Raw genomic sequence first — 17,664 nt, 5'->3', positions numbered from 1 at the left:
ATGTCTATATGATGACACTCCGTGGAGCGCTCACATTAAATTGCCATCATTTACTGCTTGGCCACCTGCTTGCTGATTTTCAGGTAGTCCAGCAGAACCCGGCCTGTCTCGGACAGATAGGCGTCGTCTTCCGGCTTGGTTTTTTCCGGCTCGGCCGGCAGCGCATCTTCATCTTCTTTCTTCAGCTCTTTGAGCGGGTCTTCGCCTTTGGCCTTGCGGCGAGCGTTTTCCAGTACAAGCTGCTGATTTTCGATGCTGGTGTGCTGCGCACGACGATCGACTTCGTTGAGGCTGACGGTTTTTTCTTCCATCAGCTTCTTGGCCAGGGCCAGTTTGTCGCGGATAAACACGAACTCGGCATCCTTGGCGGAGCGCGTCTCGTGGTCAGCCTTCAACTGCGTCAGGTACGGCTTGAACGGGTCCGAAGCCGGCTTGATCGCAGGGCGGATGGTGTCCCATGGCATTGCCTCAGGCAGCGCGCTCTCGCCGATTTCCTTGGTGTCGATGATCGACGGGAAGTCCACATCCGGCAATACGCCCTGGTGCTGGGTGCTCTGCCCGGAAACCCGGTAGAACTTGGCAATGGTCAGCTTCAGTTCGCCATGGTTCAGCGGCTGAATGGTCTGCACGGTGCCTTTACCGAAGGTCTGGCCGCCAACGATCAACGCGCGGTGGTAGTCCTGCATGGCGCCGGCGAAAATCTCCGAAGCCGAGGCCGAGAGGCGGTTGACCAGCAGCGCCATCGGGCCTTTGTAGAACGCGCCCGGGTTCTCGTCTTCGAGCACGTCGACACGGCCGTCCGCGTTGCGGACCAACACGGTTGGGCCTTTGTCGATAAACAGGCTGGTCAGCTCGGTGGCTTCCTGCAGGGAACCGCCGCCGTTGTTGCGCAGGTCAATGACCACGCCGTCGACTTTCTCTTTCTGCAGTTCTGTCAGGATTTTCTTAACGTCACGGGTGGTGGACTTGTAGTCCGGGTCACCGGCGCGGAACGCTTTGAAGTCCAGGTAGAACGCAGGAATCACCACCACGCCCAGTTTGTAGTCCTTGCCATCCTGCTTGAGGTTGAGGACTTGTTTCTGAACGGCCTGGTCTTCGAGTTTCACCGCTTCACGGGTGATGGACACGATCTTGCTGGTCTGGTCGTTCGGCGCATTGGTGTGTGGAATCACTTCCAGGCGCACCACGCTGCCTTTCGGCCCACGGATCAGCTTGACCACTTCGTCCAGGCGCCAGCCGACCACGTCGACCATCTCTTTGTCACCCTGGGCGACGCCGATGATCTTGTCGGCCGGTGCAACCTGCTTGGTCTTGTCGGCCGGACCTGCCGGCACCAGACGCACGATCTTGACCTGGTCATTGTCGCTTTGCAGGACGGCACCGATGCCTTCCAGCGACAGACTCATGTTGATATCAAAGTTCTCGGCGTTATCAGGCGACAGATAATTGGTGTGCGGGTCGTAGGACATCGCGAAGGTGTTGATGTAGGCCTGGAAGATATCTTCGGCGCGGGTCTGATCCAGGCGTGCCAACTGATTCTTGTAGCGCTTGGTCAACAGCTCTTGAATGGCCTTGGGCTCTTTGCCGGCGATCTTCAGGCGCAGCACTTCGTCCTTGACGCGTTTGCGCCACAGGTCGTCGAGGGCGGCGGTACTGGTCAGCCAAGGCGCGTCCTTGCGATCCACCAGAAGGGTTTCCTTCTGGGTGAAGTCGAGCTTGTCGACGCCTTTGTTCAGCTCACCCAAGGCGAAGTCCAGACGCGCTTTGACGCGATCCAGGTAGCGCTTGTAGATGGTGAACGCAGGCTGCAGGTCGCCGCTCTTGAGGAAGTCGTCGAACTGGGTCTTCCACTTGTCGAACTCAGCGATATCGCTGGCCATGAAGTAGCTGCGCGACGGGTCCAGCAGCTTGAGGTAGCTGTCGTAGATGATCACCGAGCGCGCGTCGTCCAGCGGCGGCTTGCTGTAGTGATGGCGCTTGAGCAACTCGACGACGTTAAGGCTGGCAATCACCTCATCGCGATCAGGCTGAAGATTGTCCCAGCTATTGGCTGCGAACGTATTGGTCGACATCGACGCAAAGCCGAGACCAATGAAAAAAGCGAGGGCGGTACTGGGGAACAAATGCTTCATGCTGATTCGACGCGGGGGCAATTGATAACGCATATTAGGCCGTCTTTGAGGGAGCCGGTTCCATATGATCCGGTCGCATAATGCAAAAAGCCCGGCGCTACAGCTACGGGCTCAGTCCAGACTCACTATGGAGGCACTGTGAAAGCATTGCAAGGCGTTGAAGGTCATGTGGAGTGGATGGAAGAACCCAGTCCTACTTGCGATGTAGGCCAAGTTCGCATTCGGGTGGCGGCAGCGGGCCTTAATCGCGCCGATTTATTACAACGTGCGGGGCTCTATCCGCCACCTCCTGGCGCCAGCCAAGTGCTGGGCCTGGAGTGTTCCGGGGTGATCAGCGAGGTAGGCGCGGGTTCTTCCTGGCAAGTCGGCGACCGCGTCTGTGCGCTGCTGGCCGGGGGCGGCATGGCCGAAGAAGTGGTGGTGGATGCCCGCCATGTGCTGCCGGTGCCGGAAGGTTTGACGTTGACCGAAGCGGCGGCGTTGCCCGAGGTGTACAGCACTGCGTGGCTGAATTTGTTCCAGTTGGCGGGCCTCAAGCCCGGCGAAAAGGTCTTGCTGCATGCCGGCGCCAGCGGCGTGGGCTCGGCAGCGATCCAGTTGTGCAAGGCGTTTGGCAGCCCGTGCTGGGTCAGCGTCGGCTCGGCAGAACGCCTGGCTTACTGCGAAGCACTCGGCGCCCAGGGCGGCGTGGTGCGTACCGACGGCATTGAAGGGCTGCGCGATTTCGGGCCGTTCGACGTGATCCTCGACCCGGTCGGCGGCAGTTATGCGGCGATGGATCTGAAGCTGCTGGCCCTCGATGGGCGTTGGGTATTGATCGGCTTGATGGGCGGCCGTGATGCGCAACTGGACCTGGCGCAGGTGCTGGGCAAGCGCATCCAGCTGCTGGGCTCGACCCTGCGCAGCCGCAACGATCAGTTCAAGGCCGACCTGTTCAGCGACTTAAGCCAGCATGTGTGGCCGCTGTTTGTTGAAGGTCGCCTGAGCCCGCAATTGGCCAGGACGTTTGCGATCAAGGATGCCGAGGCAGCATTTGCGGAGCTGGCGACCAACCAGATTTCCGGCAAGTTGGTGTTGGTGATTGACGAGACCCTGATCTGATCTCAAGTTGAAATACAGCCACTGTGGGAGCTGGCTTGCCTGCGATAGCGGTGCATCAATGAAGAATGTTTCATCTGATACACCGCTATCGCAGGCAAGCCAGCTCCCACCGTTGATTGGGTTTCAATTCAAACTGTCAGACCCAATGATGAACCGGCCAGCCAGCCTTTTCAGCGTGCTCGCGCAACACCGGATCCGGGTTCACCATCTGCGGATGATCCACCTTCAGCAACAGCGGCAAATCATTGCGCGAATCCGAGTAGAAATACGCGCCCTCCAGGCTTTCACCTTCCTGCTTCAACCATTCCAGATTTCCGGCAAGTTGGTGTTGGTGATAGACGAGACCCTGGTCTGATCTCAAGTTGAAATACAGCCACTGTGGGAGCTGGCTTGCCTGCGATAGCGGTGCATCAATGAAGAATGTTTCATCTGATACACCGCTATCGCAGGCAAGCCAGCTCCCACCGTTGATTGGGTTTCAATTCAAACTGTCAGACCCAATGATGAACCGGCCAGCCAGCCTTTTCAGCGTGCTCGCGCAACACCGGATCCGGGTTCACCACCTGCGGATGATCCACCTTCAGCAACAGCGGCAAATCATTGCGCGAATCCGAGTAGAAATACGCGCCCTCCAGGCTTTCACCTTCCTGCTTCAACCATTCCAGCAACCGCGTGATCTTGCCTTCACGGTAAGTCAGCACACCCACGGTCTTGCCGCTGTACACACCATGGCTGAGGTCCAGGTCAATGCCCAGCACTTCATCAATCCCGATACGTGCCGCAATCGGCGTGACCAGGTGCGTGCCCGAGGCAGAGATCACCAGGATCCGGTCACCCTTCGCGCGGTGGCGGGCGATGGTCTTGGTGGCGTCGCTGTAGATCAGCGGCTCGATGATGTCCTCTACCCACGGTTCGACCAGATGCGCGATCTCTTCCGGCGTGCGCCCGATCATCGGCTCCAGGCTGAAGTCCATGAAGTCTTCCATGGCCAGCTCGCCGCGGCTGTAGGCGGCCATGAGTTCGTCGTTCTGGCGCATGAACGACTCTGGGTCAACCCAGCCCAGGCGGCCCATCTGTTCGCTCCACAAGGTGGCGCAGTCGCCGTGGATCAGGGTGTCGTCCAGATCAAAAATTACCAATGCCATCTGTCACGCTCTCTCAAATCAATCGTTGCGTCAGGCTACTTCACACAAGGCACTGGGGTCGATGGAAAGTGCCAGGCGCTGACCATCCGGGTGCAGATCGTCGGCCGAGCGGTTGAGCACGTCCACCACCAATTCCACGCCACGCGCTTCGATGCGATAGCGGATCACGTTGCCCAACAAACTGTGGCTGCGTACCAGCGCGTCGAGTTCGCCGCTGCGACTCAGTTCGATGGCTTCCGGGCGAATCGCGATGCGCCCGCTGATAGGCCGTTGCAGCAACCGGCTGGCCTTGTCGGCGTCAAGCAGGTTGTAGTTGCCGATAAAGCCGGCGGCAAATACATCCACGGGCGCAGTGTAAAGGGTCTCGGCATCACCGCTTTGTACGATCTTGCCCTGGTTCATGAGGAAAATGCGGTCTGACATGGTCAGCGCTTCTTCCTGGTCATGGGTCACGAAAATCGTGGTCAGGCCCAGTTCGCGCTGGATCTGGCGGATCTGCTCGCGCAGGTGCTTGCGAATCCGTGCATCCAGCGCCGACAGCGGCTCATCCAGCAACAACAGGCGCGGACGCGTCACCAGCGAGCGGGCGAGGGCTACACGCTGGCACTGGCCGCCGGACATCTGGTGCGGGTAGCGGCCGGCGAGGTCTTTGAGCTCCACCAGTTGCAGCACTTCCTGCACGCGCTTGTGGCTGTCGTCGGCGTTGACCTTTTGCATGCGCAGGCCGAAGGCGACGTTCTGTTCCACGGTCATGTTGGGGAACAGGGCGTAGCTCTGGAACACCATGCCGATGTGCCGTTTCTGAGGGCTCAAGGGCACGATGTCCTGGCCATCCAGCAGGATCTTGCCGCTGTCCACCGAGGTCAGCCCGGCGATGCAGCGCAGCAGGGTCGACTTGCCGCAACCCGACGGGCCGAGTAGGGTGACGAATTCACCCTTGGCGATTTCGCAGTTGATGTCACTGAATACCGGCGTGCCGGCGTAGGCTTTTTGCAGGTGTTGGACGCTGACGAAGCTCATTGGCTTTTGTCCTTGTTCAAGATATTGGCGGCCCAGGTCAGCACCAGCACAAAGAAGAAATAGGAAATGACGATGGCACTGGTGAAGTGGCCGCTCGTGTTGCGCATATTGTTCAGGTACACCTGCAGGGTCTCGTAGCGAGTGCCCACGAGGATGTTGGCGAACACGAACTCACCGAACAGGAACGAGAACGACAGCAACAGCGCCACCATCAGGCCTTTGCGCAGGTTTGGCAGCACGACAAAAATTGCGGCCTGCCAGGTGCTGGCGCCCAACAGCTGCGAGGCGTCCATCAGGTCACGCAGGTTGATCGCTTGCAGGTTGTTGGTGATCGCGCGGTACATGAACGGCAGGGCCACGGTGAAGTAGCAGCCGATCAGGATCCACGGCGTGCCCACCATCGCAAATGGCCCGGAGCCATAGAGTTGCAACAAGCCCACCGATGACACCACCGGCGGCACCGCGAAGGGCAGCAGGATCAGGATGTTCATCAGCGCGTCGAGCTTGGGAAAGTGGTAATGCACCACGAACAGCAGCGGCAGAATCAGCACCACCGACAGGATCAGCGCACCCACGCACACCAGCAATGACTGACCGAAGGCGGCCAGAAAGCGCGGGTCACTCCACAGCTGCACGTACCACTTCAGGGTAAAACCGGCGGGCAGGATGGTGGCCGACCAACTGCTGGCAATGGAGTAGACAAAGGTGCCCACCAGCGGCAATACCAGGATCGCAAACAACAGGTACACCACTGCCCGATGGTAGAGGGAGGCCGAGCCAGCTTCAGCGCGAGACATGATAGCTCCTCTTGAGCAGCAGTTGATGGACGACGGTGACCACCGTCATCAGCGCCACCAGCACTACGGCCAGGGCGCTGGCCATGTTCGGGTCCAGGGAGATGTCGCCGGAAACCATTGCCGCGATACGAATGGGCAGCACGTTGAAGTTGCCGGTGGTCAGTGCATACACCGTGGCATAGGCACCGAGGGCGTTGGCCAGCAGGATCACGAAAGTGCCAAGCAGCGCCGGGGTGAGCACCGGCAGGCCGATGTGACGCCAGAACTGCCAGCTGCTGGCACCGAGTAACGAGGCCGATTCGCGCCAGTCTTCGCGCAAGGCATCGAAGGCCGGGTAGAGCAGCAGCACGCCCAGTGGAATCTGGAAGTAGGTGTACAGAATGATCAGGCCTGTCTTGGAGTAGAGGTTGAAGTCCTGAATGATCCCCGCCTGCTTGAGCATGATGGTGATGCTGCCGTTAAAGCCCAGCAAAATAATGAAGGCGAAGGCCAGGGGCACGCCGGCAAAGTTGCTGGTCATGTTGGCGAAGGCCGTCACGAAGTTACGCAGTGGGCCATCCACGCGGCGCAACGAGTAGCTGCCGAGCACCGAGATGATGATTCCGAACACGCTGGAGTAGAAACTGATCTCCAGGCTGTACTGGATGGCTTGCAGGTAGAACTTCGAACTGAAGATTTTGGTGAAGTTGGCCAGGCCCCAGCCGAACTCCTCCGACTGCAGGCTGTTGATCATCACCCACACCAGCGGGGCGATTTCAAACACGATAAAGAACAGCGCAAACGGCACCAGGCACAGGATCGCCAGCCATTTGCCACGGGTTATGGCGTTCACTTGAGCAGCTCCCGGCATACAGGTTTGTCGTGGGGCACACCGAGCAGTTCGCAGACGGTGCCGCACAGGTCGGTTTGCTTCGGGATGGCGCCTGGGTCGAAGGTGAAGGCCGAGCCCATTACGAACAACGGCACTTCGCGTTCTTCCGGCAGCACACCGTTATGGGAGCGGTCGTTGTTCATGCCGTGATCGGCAGTCACCAGCACCTGATAGCCGGCGTCGAGCCAGGTTTGCAGGTAGTCGGCGAGGATGATGTCGGCCGAGCGCGCGCTGTTGCGGTATTGCGCGGTATCCAGGCCATGCTTGTGGCCGGCGTCATCAATGTTCATCGGGTGTACCACCAGGAAATTCGGCGCGTGTTTGCGGCGCAGGCTTTCGGCGTCGGCGAACAGATGGGAATCCGGGTAGTGGTCATTCCAGTAGAAATGCCCGTGCTGGATCGCCAGCGCCTTGTCGTCGGTATGACGATCACGCGCGGCGACAAAGGGCGTGCTGTTATACAACTCGCTGACCCAGTGGTAAGCCGCCGCCGCGGTGGTGAGGCCTGCGTCGGTGGCGTAATGGAAAATGCTGCGCTGGTTGGACAGGCGCGAGACATGGTTGTGGACAATGCCGCTGTCGATCGGGGGCACGCCGGTGAGGATGCATTCATACAAGGGCCGGGACAGGGCCGGCAGTTCACATTCCAGTTTGTAAAGCGCTGCGCGTCCTGCGCCGATATAGGCCTGGAGATGCCCCATGGCATGTCGGGCAACCTCGTAGTTCAGGCCGTCGAGCACCACAAGGATGACGTTGTGCTTCATAGGGGCTGGGGCTCCGCGACGAATTAGACTTGACTCGATTTTTCGGTTGGAAATGGATCAACTGTGGGAGCTGGCTTGTGTGGGAGCTGGCTTGCCTGCGATAGCATCACCTCGGTTCACAAGACAAACCGAGTCGTCTGCATCGCAGGCAAGCCAGCTCCCACACAAGCCCGCTCCCACATTGGATCTCCAGTGGACATCCAATGTGTCTATAGCCTTACTGCATATTGATGATGACTTCTTCCTGCCACTTCTGCGGCAGTGCCTTGGAGGTTTTCTCCCACGCGTCGGCATCTTTGATCGGCGTGACTTTCTTGTACTGCTCGTTCGGCAGCAGTTTGGCCTGTACATCGGCCGGCAAGGTCAGGTGCTCGGCGCGGATCGGACGTGCGTTGCCACGTGCCAGGTTGGTCTGGCCGGCGTCGCTGAAAATGTACTCACGGGTCAGCTTGGCGGCGTTCGGGTGCTTGGCGTATTTGTTGATGATGGTGGTGTAGCCGGAAATCACCGAGCCGTCCGACGGGATCAGCACCACGTAGTCATCCGGGTTGGCCATTTTGGCTTTGTAGCTCAGGCCGTTGAAGTCCCAGACCACGCCCACTTCGACTTCGCCTTTTTCCATGGTGGCGATGGTCGGGTTGGCCAGTGACAGGCGGCCTTGCTTGGCGATCTCGGCGAACATCAGCAGTGCAGGCTGGATGTTCTTCTCGTCGCCACCGTTGGCCAGGGCGGCAGCCAGCACGCCATTGGCGGCTTGGGCGGCGGTGCTCACATCACCAATAGAGACTTTGTATTTGCCGGTTTTAAGATCAGCCCAGCTTTTTGGCGCTTCAGAACCGTGCAGCAGTTTTTTGTTGACGATAAAGGCGATGGTGCCGGTGTAGGCCAGCGCCCAGTTGCCGTCTTTATCTTTGGCCCAATCCGGAACTTGTGCCCAAGTGGTCGGTTTGTACGGCTGTGCCACGCCCTGTTTCACCGCAATCGGGCCGAAGGCAGCGCCGACGTCACCGATATCAGCGCTGGCGTTGTCTTTTTCGGCGGCGAACTTGGCGATTTCCTGGGCCGAGCTCATGTCGGTGTCGATGTGCTTGAGGCCATAGGTCTTGGCCAGGTCGTCCCAGGTGCCTTTCCAGTTGGCCCAGTCATCGGGCATGCCGACGCTGTTGACGGCGCCTTCCGCTTTCGCGGCGGCTTCCAGAGTTTTTAGATCGGTATCAGCAGCCATGGCGGCGGTGCACATGGCAATGGTCGAGCCTAACAGTGATGCCAGGAAAAGCTGTTTCATCCGAAGCTCCTTTGGGCGTTTTCAACGCTGCGTTTTTATCGACGTTTGCGGTGGTGTTGGTCTAGGTCAGCAATACCTGAGCCAATTTAGGCTCGGTGGATGACAGTTTCATGTCGATGTCGTTTTTAAATCGTTTATGTCGCTGACTTCAGACTCAGCGTAGACCATGCCCAAGCGCCCGCAGGCCCTGGACTTGGCCGATGTATTGCAGGGTGTGGAGTGGGGCGGCGGCACGGGCTGTCATCTGTCGGTCATCTGTAATGCCTAGGCTGGCAGGTAACGGCAGACGCCCGAATACAGCGCGGTTTGTGCACCTGAACGGTGCTGGTCTAGTCCAGATAGGTAACGTTGATGCGTGATGAGGCAATCAAGGCGGTGACATCCATCGGCCTGGCACTGCAAGAGCAGATCGGCCACGGGCTGTTGCCACCCGCGAGCAAACTGCCCGCCGAGCGCAAGCTCAGCGAGTTGTTTGGTACCACGCGTATTACGGTGCGGGAAGCCTTGTTACAACTGGAGGCCCAGGGCCAGATCTATCGCGAGGAGCGGCGTGGCTGGTTCGTCTCGCCGCCGCGCCTGGCTTATAACCTGATGCAACGCAGCCATTTTCACGCGATGGTCAGTGAGCAAGGGCGCGTAGCCTCGACCGAAGTGATTTCGGCGCGGCTGCAGCCGGCATCGGCAGCGGTGTGTGCATGGTTGCAATTGCCGGCGTTGTCGAGTGTGATCCAGATCTGCCGGGGCCGGCGGATCGATGGGCGGTTGGTGCTGTATGTGGAGCATTACCTGAACCCGCAATATTTTCCGGGGATTCTGGCGTGCGACCTTAACCAGTCGATGACCGAGTTGTATGCACGCAAGTACGACCTGTACTACGGCCGCGTGCGTTTCGAGATTGTGCCAACCTCACTGCCGGTGGAGGCCGCCGCCGCATTGCGTGTGTCGGTGGGCAGCCCCGGCTTGCGGATCGCCCGGGTCAACTATGACCAGCATGAGCGCTTGATCGACTGCGACCTGGAATTCTGGCGCCATGATGCGATTCATGTGGGGGTGGATGTGGTTTGACCGCCGGACATTCAACGGATGCACCACACACTGAATGTGGGAGCTGGCTTGCCTGCGATAGCATCACCGCGATCTGACAGTGATACCGAGGTGCGCGCATCGCTGCAGTGGGGTTGCTGGTGTACATATCCGTTGCTGCGGTAACGGCTGCTTATGGTTCCGCCCTTACGGCGGGTCACTTTTGCAAGGACGCAAAAGTAACCAAAAGGTCCTCGCCCCAACACTCGGTGCCTCGCTATGGCTCGGCATGCCCGCAATCCGCCAGTGATTTGGGGGGCCGCCGCGATGGGCCATCCTTGGCCCAGCGCGGCTAAACCGGCATCCCTGCCGGTTTACCCCCCAAATCCCTATCGAATTGCGGCCATCGTGTTTGACGGGGCGATTTCAGATCAAGATCACGATCAAAAGCGCAGATCAAAAGACCGCTGACTTCGTCATCGAAAAGGATGTAAGGGCCGGAGCAACAGCAACAGCAACAGCAGAGCCATACTCGGTCAAAGGTGGGAGCTGGCTTGTCGAATCGTTGCACCGCTGCGATGGCATCTACTCTGTGTACCTGACACACCGAGGTGCCTGCATCGCAGGCAAGCCAGCTCCCACAGAAAAGCAGATATTCAGTGCATGCAAATCCGCAGCCGACCTCATATTCAAAACCGCATGCGGTCAACTGTGGGAGCGGGCTTGCTCGCGAATGCGGTGTATCAGTGACAGATGAGTTGACTGACACACCGCATTCGCGAGCAAGCCCGCTCCCACATTTAGACCCAGTTGCATCAGGTAGATAGGCTTTTGCCTTGCACTTGATCTGGCTTTTGCTTCAACCACTCAGGTCGGCTTTCAGGCCGCCGTGCTGTAGATCTTGATCTTGATTTTGATCTGAGACGCCCCGTTAACCACGATGGCCGAACGCAGGCTTGAATCCGTGGGTAACCCGGCAGGACGCCGGGTTAGCCGCGCTGGGCCAAGGATGGCCCATCGCGGCGGCCCACGGATTCAAGCCGGAGTGAGGGCATGCCGAGCCATAGCGAGGCACCGAGTGGTGGGGCGAAGACTTTTTGGTTACTTTTGTGTCTTTACAAAAGTGACCCGCTGTAAGAGCGGAACCATAGGTCGCCGTTACCCAAATAACGGATATACACCCCACTGCGACGATAAAACACCCCAACACCCCAGACGCCAATATTTGTCAAGATACCTATTCACATCGCAGCCAACCCAGCTCCCACATTCAGGGCGTCAGCGCCTTGATCACCTGATCCACATTGCCTTCCAGCTCCCCCACCGGGTCGGCCCCGTCGACATTCAATACCAACAGTTGCGCACCGCCCGCCGTCACCGCTGTTTTAACCGCCTCACTCGGTTGGCGGTGGTGCAGCACGATGGCCACGTCATTGGCCTTCAAGTCGGCGCTGAGAGTGTGCAATGCCTCAGGCGTCCACTCCGCGTCCGGCCGGGCATCGGTGCTGAGCACTTCCAGGTTCAAGCTGCTGACCAGATAAGCAAAGTGATCACTCAAGCTGACCACACTCAGGTTGTCCGCCTTGGCCAGTCTTGCTTCGCTGTCGGCGCTGAGCTTGAGCAGGCGCTGTTTGAGCGCCGCGAGGTTGGCGTCGATCCTGGGTTTGGCCGCGGGCGCCAGGCGGCTCAGGTCGGCCGCCATCACATCGGCCATGCGCCCCATATTGTTGCTCGACTGCCACGGCTGGCTGTTCAGGCCATCGGCACCGCCCGGTTGCACAGCAATACCCGGCAAGCCGCCGTCCACCGGGCGCGCGGCGTCCACTTCGACGATACGGATATTGCTGCGCCGCGCCACGGGGTAGAGCGGGTCATCCGCCCACAGCGAGCGCAGGCCGATGGCCGCGTCGGCGTCCTGGGCCAAACTGCCCAAGGCTGGGGCACCCCGGCCGGTGAAGTAGGACACCTGTCGCGAACCGGGCAGGTTGGCCGGTGCTGCGCGCTCAAGCTGTACATCGGTGCCTTTGAGCAGCACCTCGGCCAGGCCGTAGGTGATGGGCAGCGAGGCCAGCACTTTCACCGGTTTGGCGGCGTGAACCGCAGGTTTTGCAGCTTCAGCGGCCATCAACGGCGCAGTGAATAAACAGGCAATGGCCAGGGCCAGCGGATGAAAAACAGAGCGCATTATCCAAGATTCCCTTTGAGGCTGGGCACGGTGCCGCGCGCGATGGCGGCAAAGGCGAAGGCGATACCGGCCACCAGAATGATCGCGGCACCGGACGGGATGGGCAGGTCGAAGATGATCGGCAGCAGAATGCCGCACAGCGTGCTGAGCGTGGCGATTACCACTGAGACCCAGAAAAACCCCTTGAGCGACTGGCTCAACAGGCGCGCTGCCGCCGCCGGAATCACCAGCAGGGCGCCGACCAAAATGGCGCCGATCACCTTGACCGCCGCCACGGTGATCAAGGTCACCAGGATCACGAACAGATAATCCAGGGTCTTCACTGCCACGCCCCGTACGGCGGCCAGCTGTGGGTTGAAGCTGGCCAGCATGATGCGGTTGTACAGCGGCAGCGCCAGGGCCATCACCAGTGAGCCGACGACCGCCAACACCAGCAGGTCATTGCCGTTAACCGTCAGCACCGAGCCAAACAGTACGTTTTCCAGAATGTGCACATTGATCTTGCCCGCCAGAATCAACAGCAGGCTCGCGCCCAACGCCAGCGACACCGAGAGGAACACGCCGATCAGGGTGTCCGGCGCCAAGCCGGTGCGGTTGCGCAGGTAATTGAGCAGGATGCCGAACAACAGGCAGTAGCCGAACAGGCTGCCGTAAGGCCCGGTATAGGGCTCGCCGAGCAGAATGCCCACGGCCACGCCGGTCAACGCGGCGTGCCCGACGGCTTCAGAGAAGAACGCAAAGCGCTTGACCACCACCAGTGTGCCCAAGCCGCCCAGCACCGGGCCGATCAGCAAGCCGGCGAGCAAGGCGTTGACCACAAACCCATAGGCCAGTGCTTCCGGCAGGTACCCGGATGAAGCCCAGCCCTGGACCATCAAACGAAAGGCTTCATAACTCATTACGCCGCGCTCCGAGGATGGGTGGAAAACAGGGTCAGCAGGCGGTCCGGGGTCAGCGCTTCTTTCGGCGTGGCGTCGAACAGCACGCGGCGGTTCAGGCCGGTAACGCGATCGGCCAGGCGGCCCACGGCTTCCAGGTCATGCTCGATCCACAGCACGGTGATCCCGGCCAGGCGCCAGTCATTGAGCAGCCGTTCGAACACCTGGATACCGGCTTCATCGAGTGCCGACATCGGTTCATCCAGTACCAGCAGTTGTGGCGCCGGAATCAGGCCTTGGGCCAACAGCACGCGCTGGCGCTCACCGCCGGACAACGCGCCCATGCGGCGCTTGCGTTTGTCCTGCATGCCGACCCGTTCCAGCGCTTCGCCAATCGAGGCGGCGTAATGCCGGGACAGGCCCAGAAATGCCGGGCGCCGCTGGCACATGGCGGCCATGAAATCGTCGACGGTCATCGGCAGGCCCCGATCGAATTCCAGCGCCTGTGGCACATAGCCGACCGTGCCTGGCGTGTTCGGCCAGTGCAGGCGCAATTGGCCCTGGTGCGGGGTCTGCCCCAGCAAGGTCTTGATCAGCGAGCTTTTGCCGCCGCCGTTCGGGCCGACCAGGGCGTGGATGCTGCCCGGTTCGACCTCAAAACTCACCGCGTCGAGAATCACTGTGCGGCCCAAGGTCAGGGAGACCTTGTCGAACTCAAGGGTCGGGCCAATGCTGGCGACTTTCAATTGCTGCGCTGCCGTCATGCCCCCGACTCCTGAATCGCCCGCACCACGGTGTTGAGGTTGCCGGTCATTTCCACTTCGTATTTGTCGGGCGTGTATTCGCCGTAGGAAATATGCGACAGCGGGTATAGCTTGACCCCGGATTCACGCTGGATGGTCTCGACGTAGGTAGACGGGAAATCCATCTCCGAGAAGATCACCTTCACATCCAGTGCGCGAAGTTCATCGATGGTTTTTTTCAACTGGCTGGGGCTGGGCTCGATGCCATGGGCGGGCTCGACCACGGCGGTGACTTCCAGGCCGAATTCGCGCAGCAGGTAGTCGTAGGCCGCGTGCACGGTCGCAACGCGCAGGTCCGGGTTCGGCGCGCTGGTCAGCTTGGCGAGGGCATCGGCGCGCATCTGGCGCAGGCGCTTGCCGTAGGCGCGGGCGTTTTGGGTGTAAGTCTTGGCGTTGTCCGGGTCGAGCTTGCCCAGTTCGCGGGCGATGTTGTTGACCTGGGCAATCGACGCACTGATCGACAGGAAGGTGTGCGGGTTGACCACCTTGCCCGCACCGCGCGCGGCGTTACCGGTGGCGGCCAGCAGCGGTACGTTGGCGTTGGCTTCGATCACCGGGATGTCCGGGCGCTCGCTGGTGGCGATCATGCGGTCGGCAAAATCATCATGGCCGACGCCATTGAGCACGATCACGTCCAGGGTGCCGATGCGCTTGATGTCTTCGGCGCGCGGTTCGTAGGCGTGGGGGTTGAAGCCGGCGGGAATCAGCGGCACCACCTCGGCCTTGTCGCCGACGATATTGGCCACGTAGCTGTAATACGGGTGCAGGGTGATGCCGATGCGCAGGCGCTTGGCCGCTTCGGCATTCGCGAGCGGGGCGAGCATCAGGCTGAACAGGCCAACCAGCAACAGGCGTAACAGGGGCGATGAAATAGACATGGGCACTCGGTCTTCTGGTTCAGTGACGGTGCTGGCGGGTCACGCCGGCATCGAATTGCGTGACCACCTGGCGCCAGCCGGCGGCGATCAGCGCCGCGTCGGTGAGGTCGGCAGGGGCGGCGAGGTTGGCCTGGCGGTTGAGCCACACATCCGGCTCGTCACCTTGCACGCGCATCAGCACCGAGCCGCTGGTGCTTGGCGCTTGGCTCAAACCCAGGTAGGCCACAGGCTCAAGCAGCTGCCAGCGATGGTCGCCACGGCTCACCGAACTGGCGTCCTGGGCAAACGGTGCGAAACCTTCTTCGGCCAGTTGCTCAGGTGTCGGCGGGGCGTTTTGCTCCTGCTGCAACAGCTGGATTTCATCCAGGGTCACGCGCAGGTCGGCGTAGATGCCTTGCTCGGCAGCGCTCAGGTCACGGCGTGCGTCCAGTTGGTGGCTGGGCACGGCGGCGACCTCCTGGGTTTCACCGTGCAGCGCCACCACCGTGCCAGCCACCGCGAGGATGATCAGGCACAGCAGCAACACGTAGAGGGTTTCATGGCCGGCCCCGGCGGGGCGTACAACCTGTGTGGTGCTCATTGGGGCTGGATATCCGCTTGGTCGATTTCCACCACGTGGCCGGGGCCTGCATCAAACAGTACGTAAAACTCGGCCGAGGGCTTTTTGAACGTCAGGGTCGAGTCCTGGCCAAGCTTGCCGGGCAGCAGGATGGTTTCGTCGTAGCCGATCACGTCCAGGGTCACGCCCGGCGCGCCGCTGCCGTCGGAAAAACCGCCGGTGCACTGGATCTGTTCGCCGGGGATTTCCTTGCATTCGCACATCGGGTTATGGGCCAGGGCGACGCTACTGAAGCCGGCGCAGAGCAATAAAACGGCGCGAGTCAGGCGCATTAACGTCATGGTTTAACTCCTTGCTTGTTCAACCAGGCAATGGTGGCAGGCGAAGCCTGGCTCAGCGGGATGGAACCCTGGTGCATGGAGCCGTCCCAGCCTTCCATGGTCACCCACACTTCGGCATCCACGGGTGTGCGTTCCGGCACCGGCAATACCGCACCCATGCGGTACGGCGTGCCGAAGAAAATCACCCCGGCCGCGCGCAGGCTGCGCGGTTTGCCGATACGCAGGTAAGTGGCCTTGACCTGCTCGGCGCAGGTGTCGCACAGGGAAGCGTTGAAAAATTTCATCGGGCCGGCCGGGTCCGGGCGCGGGCCTTCGTTGCGAAACTCTGCGAGGGTCAGGCTCCACGGCCCCACCTGCACTTCGCCGGCCACGCGCTCGCCAATGCCGCTGTCACCGCGAAACAGTGCAGCGTCGGCAAAGTACTTGGGCATGAACCCCAGGGGCACCAGCAACAGCAGGACATTGATGTGGAAGCGCCACTTGAGCCAAAAGGCCCGCAACGGCGAAGGTGGTGTGGTGGTCGCACGTTTGCTCATCAATTGGCCTCCGAGGTTTCAGCCTGCCTGGCCGTGGCGGGGGCCGGCGCGCGTTGCGTCTTGGCCTCGCGCTTGAAGGCGTTGAGGGTGGCCAGCGCGGTGCGTTTGGTCCAGATCAGCAGACCGCTCAACACCATCATGCTCATGATCAGGCCGAAGAATGCCCAGATCAGCTTGACCCACAGGCCGCCAAAGTCGCCGGTGTGCAGCGGACGCATGGATTCGGTGACGAACTCCAGTGTCGAGCGGTCGGACAGCAGGTGCGACACGGCAATTTCACCGTCGTACGGGTTGAGCTGCGCCGTCTGGAACATCAACGGGTACCAGCCGCGCCCGCCGATCTGCAGGTGGCTATAGGCGTTGCTGGGCAGGAACACAAAACTGGCCTCCAGCCCGGGAATGCGCTGCGTGGCGATCTCGATGGCCCGATCGATCGGGATCATTGGAGCCGGTACGCCCGGTGCCGACACAGGCACCTTCTCCCGGGCAATTACCGGCACGATGGGCTCACTGGAGATGGAAATCTGGTTGTCGCCCAGAATTGCCCGGATCAGGAACCAGATGCCGGTGATGGAAATTACCGCGATAAACCAGATCGACCAGATACCGCTCAAACGATGGAAGTCACCCCAGAAGATCCGCGCTCCATGGCGGATTCGCAGGGTCGGGCGCAGAAACCCCTTCCAGAAACGCTTGTACACCACCAGCCCGGTGACCAGGGATGCCAGCAGCGGTATGCCAAGCGCCGACACCAGGTACCAGCCCCAACTGTAGCCATTGGTAAACGGCACCAGCCACCAACCGTGCAAGGCACGGGTAAATTGCTGGAAGTTGAACGCTGGGCTGATGCCCTGGATCACGCCGGTATACGGGTTGACGTAGACCTCCACCGAGCGCCCGTCGGGGTAACTGAGGTCGACACTCAGCGCGAAGTGCGACTCGTCCGGGCGGGTGATCGACTGCACGATTGCCTGGGGTTCGTTGCGCTTGATGGCGCCGATGACCTGGTCGTAACTCAGCCGTTCGGCATCGTCCGACGGCTTGCTGGCGCGGATGTCCGGGTTGGCCAGCCAGACGATTTCCTGGCTGACCACCGCCAGGGTGCCGGTGACGCAGACGATCAGTACAAAAAACCAGATGGGCAACGCCAACCAGCTATGAACCAGAAACCAGAGTTTTGAGCGTGACTTCTTCGACATGTGAATGCGGGTCTTGATCGGAGGAGGGCGAAGGAGGCCCGGAAAAGGCCAGTCGTAGCTTTTGCTGACGCGACGGGCTGTATCTAAGTTAAGACGGATGAGAATGAGAAATCCCTAAGCGGGATATGAAAGAAAATGTTTCAGCGT

Annotated in this window: 17 protein-coding genes and 1 pseudogene; 2 read left to right on the top strand and 16 right to left on the bottom strand. The window is 60.4% G+C overall.

What is annotated here, in order from left to right; translation table 11 throughout:
• Positions 1 to 50: 50 nt before the first annotated feature.
• Positions 51 to 2,165: a carboxy terminal-processing peptidase gene (locus ACQY47_RS05085; protein WP_017136373.1), complete on the bottom strand. Its 2,115-nt coding sequence runs from the start codon at positions 2,163 to 2,165 to the stop codon at positions 51 to 53.
• A gap of 105 nt (positions 2,166 to 2,270) precedes the next feature.
• Here ACQY47_RS05085 and ACQY47_RS05080 point away from each other — a divergent pair, with 105 nt between their 5' ends.
• Entirely contained in the window at positions 2,271 to 3,233 is a 963-nt protein-coding gene (locus ACQY47_RS05080) for a zinc-binding dehydrogenase (RefSeq protein ID WP_428556256.1), read from the top strand.
• Positions 3,234 to 3,369: 136 nt separating this feature from the next.
• Here ACQY47_RS05080 and ACQY47_RS05075 read toward each other — a convergent pair.
• From ACQY47_RS05075 to ACQY47_RS05045, 7 genes and pseudogenes are all read right to left on the bottom strand, one after another.
• Positions 3,370 to 3,543 (bottom strand): annotated as a pseudogene (locus ACQY47_RS05075) (HAD family hydrolase); the annotation flags it as partial.
• Positions 3,544 to 3,724: 181 nt separating this feature from the next.
• Complete coding sequence (locus ACQY47_RS05070; RefSeq protein WP_170040021.1) at positions 3,725 to 4,378, bottom strand: HAD family hydrolase; 654 nt, start codon at positions 4,376 to 4,378, stop codon at positions 3,725 to 3,727.
• A 30-nt stretch (positions 4,379 to 4,408) separates the two neighbouring features.
• Entirely contained in the window at positions 4,409 to 5,398 is a 990-nt protein-coding gene (locus ACQY47_RS05065; protein WP_428556252.1) for an ABC transporter ATP-binding protein, read from the bottom strand.
• Positions 5,395 to 6,195: an ABC transporter permease gene (locus ACQY47_RS05060; RefSeq protein WP_169985813.1), complete on the bottom strand. Its 801-nt coding sequence runs from the start codon at positions 6,193 to 6,195 to the stop codon at positions 5,395 to 5,397. The genes ACQY47_RS05065 and ACQY47_RS05060 overlap by 4 nt, the downstream gene beginning before the upstream one ends.
• On the bottom strand, positions 6,182 to 7,045 hold the full coding sequence (locus ACQY47_RS05055; protein ID WP_428556248.1) for an ABC transporter permease: 864 nt from the start codon (positions 7,043 to 7,045) through the stop codon (positions 6,182 to 6,184). The genes ACQY47_RS05060 and ACQY47_RS05055 overlap by 14 nt, the downstream gene beginning before the upstream one ends.
• Complete coding sequence (locus ACQY47_RS05050) at positions 7,024 to 7,830, bottom strand: alkaline phosphatase family protein (protein ID WP_428556245.1); 807 nt, start codon at positions 7,828 to 7,830, stop codon at positions 7,024 to 7,026. Before ACQY47_RS05050 ends, ACQY47_RS05055 begins: the two co-directional genes overlap by 22 nt.
• Before the next feature lie 217 nt (positions 7,831 to 8,047).
• The gene (locus ACQY47_RS05045) at positions 8,048 to 9,115 is read right to left on the bottom strand and encodes an ABC transporter substrate-binding protein (RefSeq protein WP_017136367.1); all 1,068 of its coding nucleotides are present in this window, start codon (positions 9,113 to 9,115) and stop codon (positions 8,048 to 8,050) included.
• 351 nt (positions 9,116 to 9,466) lie between these two features.
• Between ACQY47_RS05045 and ACQY47_RS05040 the strand changes: the two genes are divergently transcribed.
• Positions 9,467 to 10,180, top strand: coding sequence for a UTRA domain-containing protein (locus ACQY47_RS05040; protein ID WP_428556241.1), 714 nt, complete (start codon positions 9,467 to 9,469; stop codon positions 10,178 to 10,180).
• Positions 10,181 to 11,408: 1,228 nt separating this feature from the next.
• On the opposite strand, the gene ACQY47_RS05035 is transcribed toward ACQY47_RS05040, so the two are convergent.
• The 8 genes from ACQY47_RS05035 to ACQY47_RS05000 are packed head-to-tail and all read right to left on the bottom strand — an operon-like array spanning position 11,409 to position 17,517.
• On the bottom strand, positions 11,409 to 12,323 hold the full coding sequence (locus ACQY47_RS05035) for a metal ABC transporter substrate-binding protein (RefSeq protein WP_428556238.1): 915 nt from the start codon (positions 12,321 to 12,323) through the stop codon (positions 11,409 to 11,411).
• Entirely contained in the window at positions 12,323 to 13,222 is a 900-nt protein-coding gene (locus tag ACQY47_RS05030) for a metal ABC transporter permease (protein WP_056859671.1), read from the bottom strand. The genes ACQY47_RS05035 and ACQY47_RS05030 overlap by 1 nt, the downstream gene beginning before the upstream one ends.
• Positions 13,222 to 13,965 (bottom strand): metal ABC transporter ATP-binding protein, encoded by a 744-nt coding sequence (locus ACQY47_RS05025; RefSeq protein ID WP_428556234.1) that lies wholly within the window; start codon positions 13,963 to 13,965, stop codon positions 13,222 to 13,224. Before ACQY47_RS05025 ends, ACQY47_RS05030 begins: the two co-directional genes overlap by 1 nt.
• Positions 13,962 to 14,882, bottom strand: a complete 921-nt coding sequence (locus ACQY47_RS05020) for a metal ABC transporter substrate-binding protein (RefSeq protein WP_428556230.1) — start codon at positions 14,880 to 14,882, stop codon at positions 13,962 to 13,964. Before ACQY47_RS05020 ends, ACQY47_RS05025 begins: the two co-directional genes overlap by 4 nt.
• 19 nt (positions 14,883 to 14,901) lie before the next feature.
• Positions 14,902 to 15,462 (bottom strand): DUF6162 family protein, encoded by a 561-nt coding sequence (locus ACQY47_RS05015; RefSeq protein WP_428556227.1) that lies wholly within the window; start codon positions 15,460 to 15,462, stop codon positions 14,902 to 14,904.
• Positions 15,459 to 15,782: a hypothetical protein gene (locus ACQY47_RS05010; protein ID WP_017136360.1), complete on the bottom strand. Its 324-nt coding sequence runs from the start codon at positions 15,780 to 15,782 to the stop codon at positions 15,459 to 15,461. The genes ACQY47_RS05015 and ACQY47_RS05010 overlap by 4 nt, the downstream gene beginning before the upstream one ends.
• A complete protein-coding gene (locus ACQY47_RS05005) occupies positions 15,779 to 16,318 on the bottom strand; it encodes a thiamine pyrophosphate-binding protein (protein ID WP_428556224.1) in 540 nt (179 codons plus the stop codon). Before ACQY47_RS05005 ends, ACQY47_RS05010 begins: the two co-directional genes overlap by 4 nt.
• Positions 16,318 to 17,517 (bottom strand): PepSY-associated TM helix domain-containing protein, encoded by a 1,200-nt coding sequence (locus ACQY47_RS05000; RefSeq protein WP_017136358.1) that lies wholly within the window; start codon positions 17,515 to 17,517, stop codon positions 16,318 to 16,320. The genes ACQY47_RS05005 and ACQY47_RS05000 overlap by 1 nt, the downstream gene beginning before the upstream one ends.
• Positions 17,518 to 17,664: the final 147 nt, after the last annotated feature.

This window comes from Pseudomonas edaphica, from assembly GCF_965277385.1.
In the GTDB taxonomy this organism is placed as follows: Bacteria; Pseudomonadota; Gammaproteobacteria; order Pseudomonadales; family Pseudomonadaceae; genus Aquipseudomonas; species Aquipseudomonas edaphica.
This window is presented reverse-complemented; position numbering and strand designations above follow the sequence as displayed.

What these genes read in the sequence shown, in the direction of transcription:
- ACQY47_RS05035 (WP_428556238.1), bottom strand. Translation starts at nt 12,323, where the DNA reads ATGCGCTCTGTTTTTCATCCGCTGGCCCTGGCCATTGCCTGTTTATTC.
- ACQY47_RS05005 (WP_428556224.1), bottom strand. Translation starts at nt 16,318, where the DNA reads ATGAGCAAACGTGCGACCACCACACCACCTTCGCCGTTGCGGGCCTTT.
- ACQY47_RS05000 (WP_017136358.1), bottom strand. Translation starts at nt 17,517, where the DNA reads ATGTCGAAGAAGTCACGCTCAAAACTCTGGTTTCTGGTTCATAGCTGG.
- ACQY47_RS05010 (WP_017136360.1), bottom strand. Translation starts at nt 15,782, where the DNA reads ATGACGTTAATGCGCCTGACTCGCGCCGTTTTATTGCTCTGCGCCGGC.
- ACQY47_RS05015 (WP_428556227.1), bottom strand. Translation starts at nt 15,462, where the DNA reads ATGAGCACCACACAGGTTGTACGCCCCGCCGGGGCCGGCCATGAAACC.
- ACQY47_RS05055 (WP_428556248.1), bottom strand. Translation starts at nt 7,045, where the DNA reads ATGCCGGGAGCTGCTCAAGTGAACGCCATAACCCGTGGCAAATGGCTG.
- ACQY47_RS05040 (WP_428556241.1), top strand. Translation starts at nt 9,467, where the DNA reads ATGCGTGATGAGGCAATCAAGGCGGTGACATCCATCGGCCTGGCACTG.
- ACQY47_RS05070 (WP_170040021.1), bottom strand. Translation starts at nt 4,378, where the DNA reads ATGGCATTGGTAATTTTTGATCTGGACGACACCCTGATCCACGGCGAC.
- ACQY47_RS05020 (WP_428556230.1), bottom strand. Translation starts at nt 14,882, where the DNA reads ATGTCTATTTCATCGCCCCTGTTACGCCTGTTGCTGGTTGGCCTGTTC.
- ACQY47_RS05030 (WP_056859671.1), bottom strand. Translation starts at nt 13,222, where the DNA reads ATGAGTTATGAAGCCTTTCGTTTGATGGTCCAGGGCTGGGCTTCATCC.
- ACQY47_RS05060 (WP_169985813.1), bottom strand. Translation starts at nt 6,195, where the DNA reads ATGTCTCGCGCTGAAGCTGGCTCGGCCTCCCTCTACCATCGGGCAGTG.
- ACQY47_RS05065 (WP_428556252.1), bottom strand. Translation starts at nt 5,398, where the DNA reads ATGAGCTTCGTCAGCGTCCAACACCTGCAAAAAGCCTACGCCGGCACG.
- ACQY47_RS05045 (WP_017136367.1), bottom strand. Translation starts at nt 9,115, where the DNA reads ATGAAACAGCTTTTCCTGGCATCACTGTTAGGCTCGACCATTGCCATG.
- ACQY47_RS05050 (WP_428556245.1), bottom strand. Translation starts at nt 7,830, where the DNA reads ATGAAGCACAACGTCATCCTTGTGGTGCTCGACGGCCTGAACTACGAG.
- ACQY47_RS05025 (WP_428556234.1), bottom strand. Translation starts at nt 13,965, where the DNA reads ATGACGGCAGCGCAGCAATTGAAAGTCGCCAGCATTGGCCCGACCCTT.
- ACQY47_RS05085 (WP_017136373.1), bottom strand. Translation starts at nt 2,165, where the DNA reads ATGCGTTATCAATTGCCCCCGCGTCGAATCAGCATGAAGCATTTGTTC.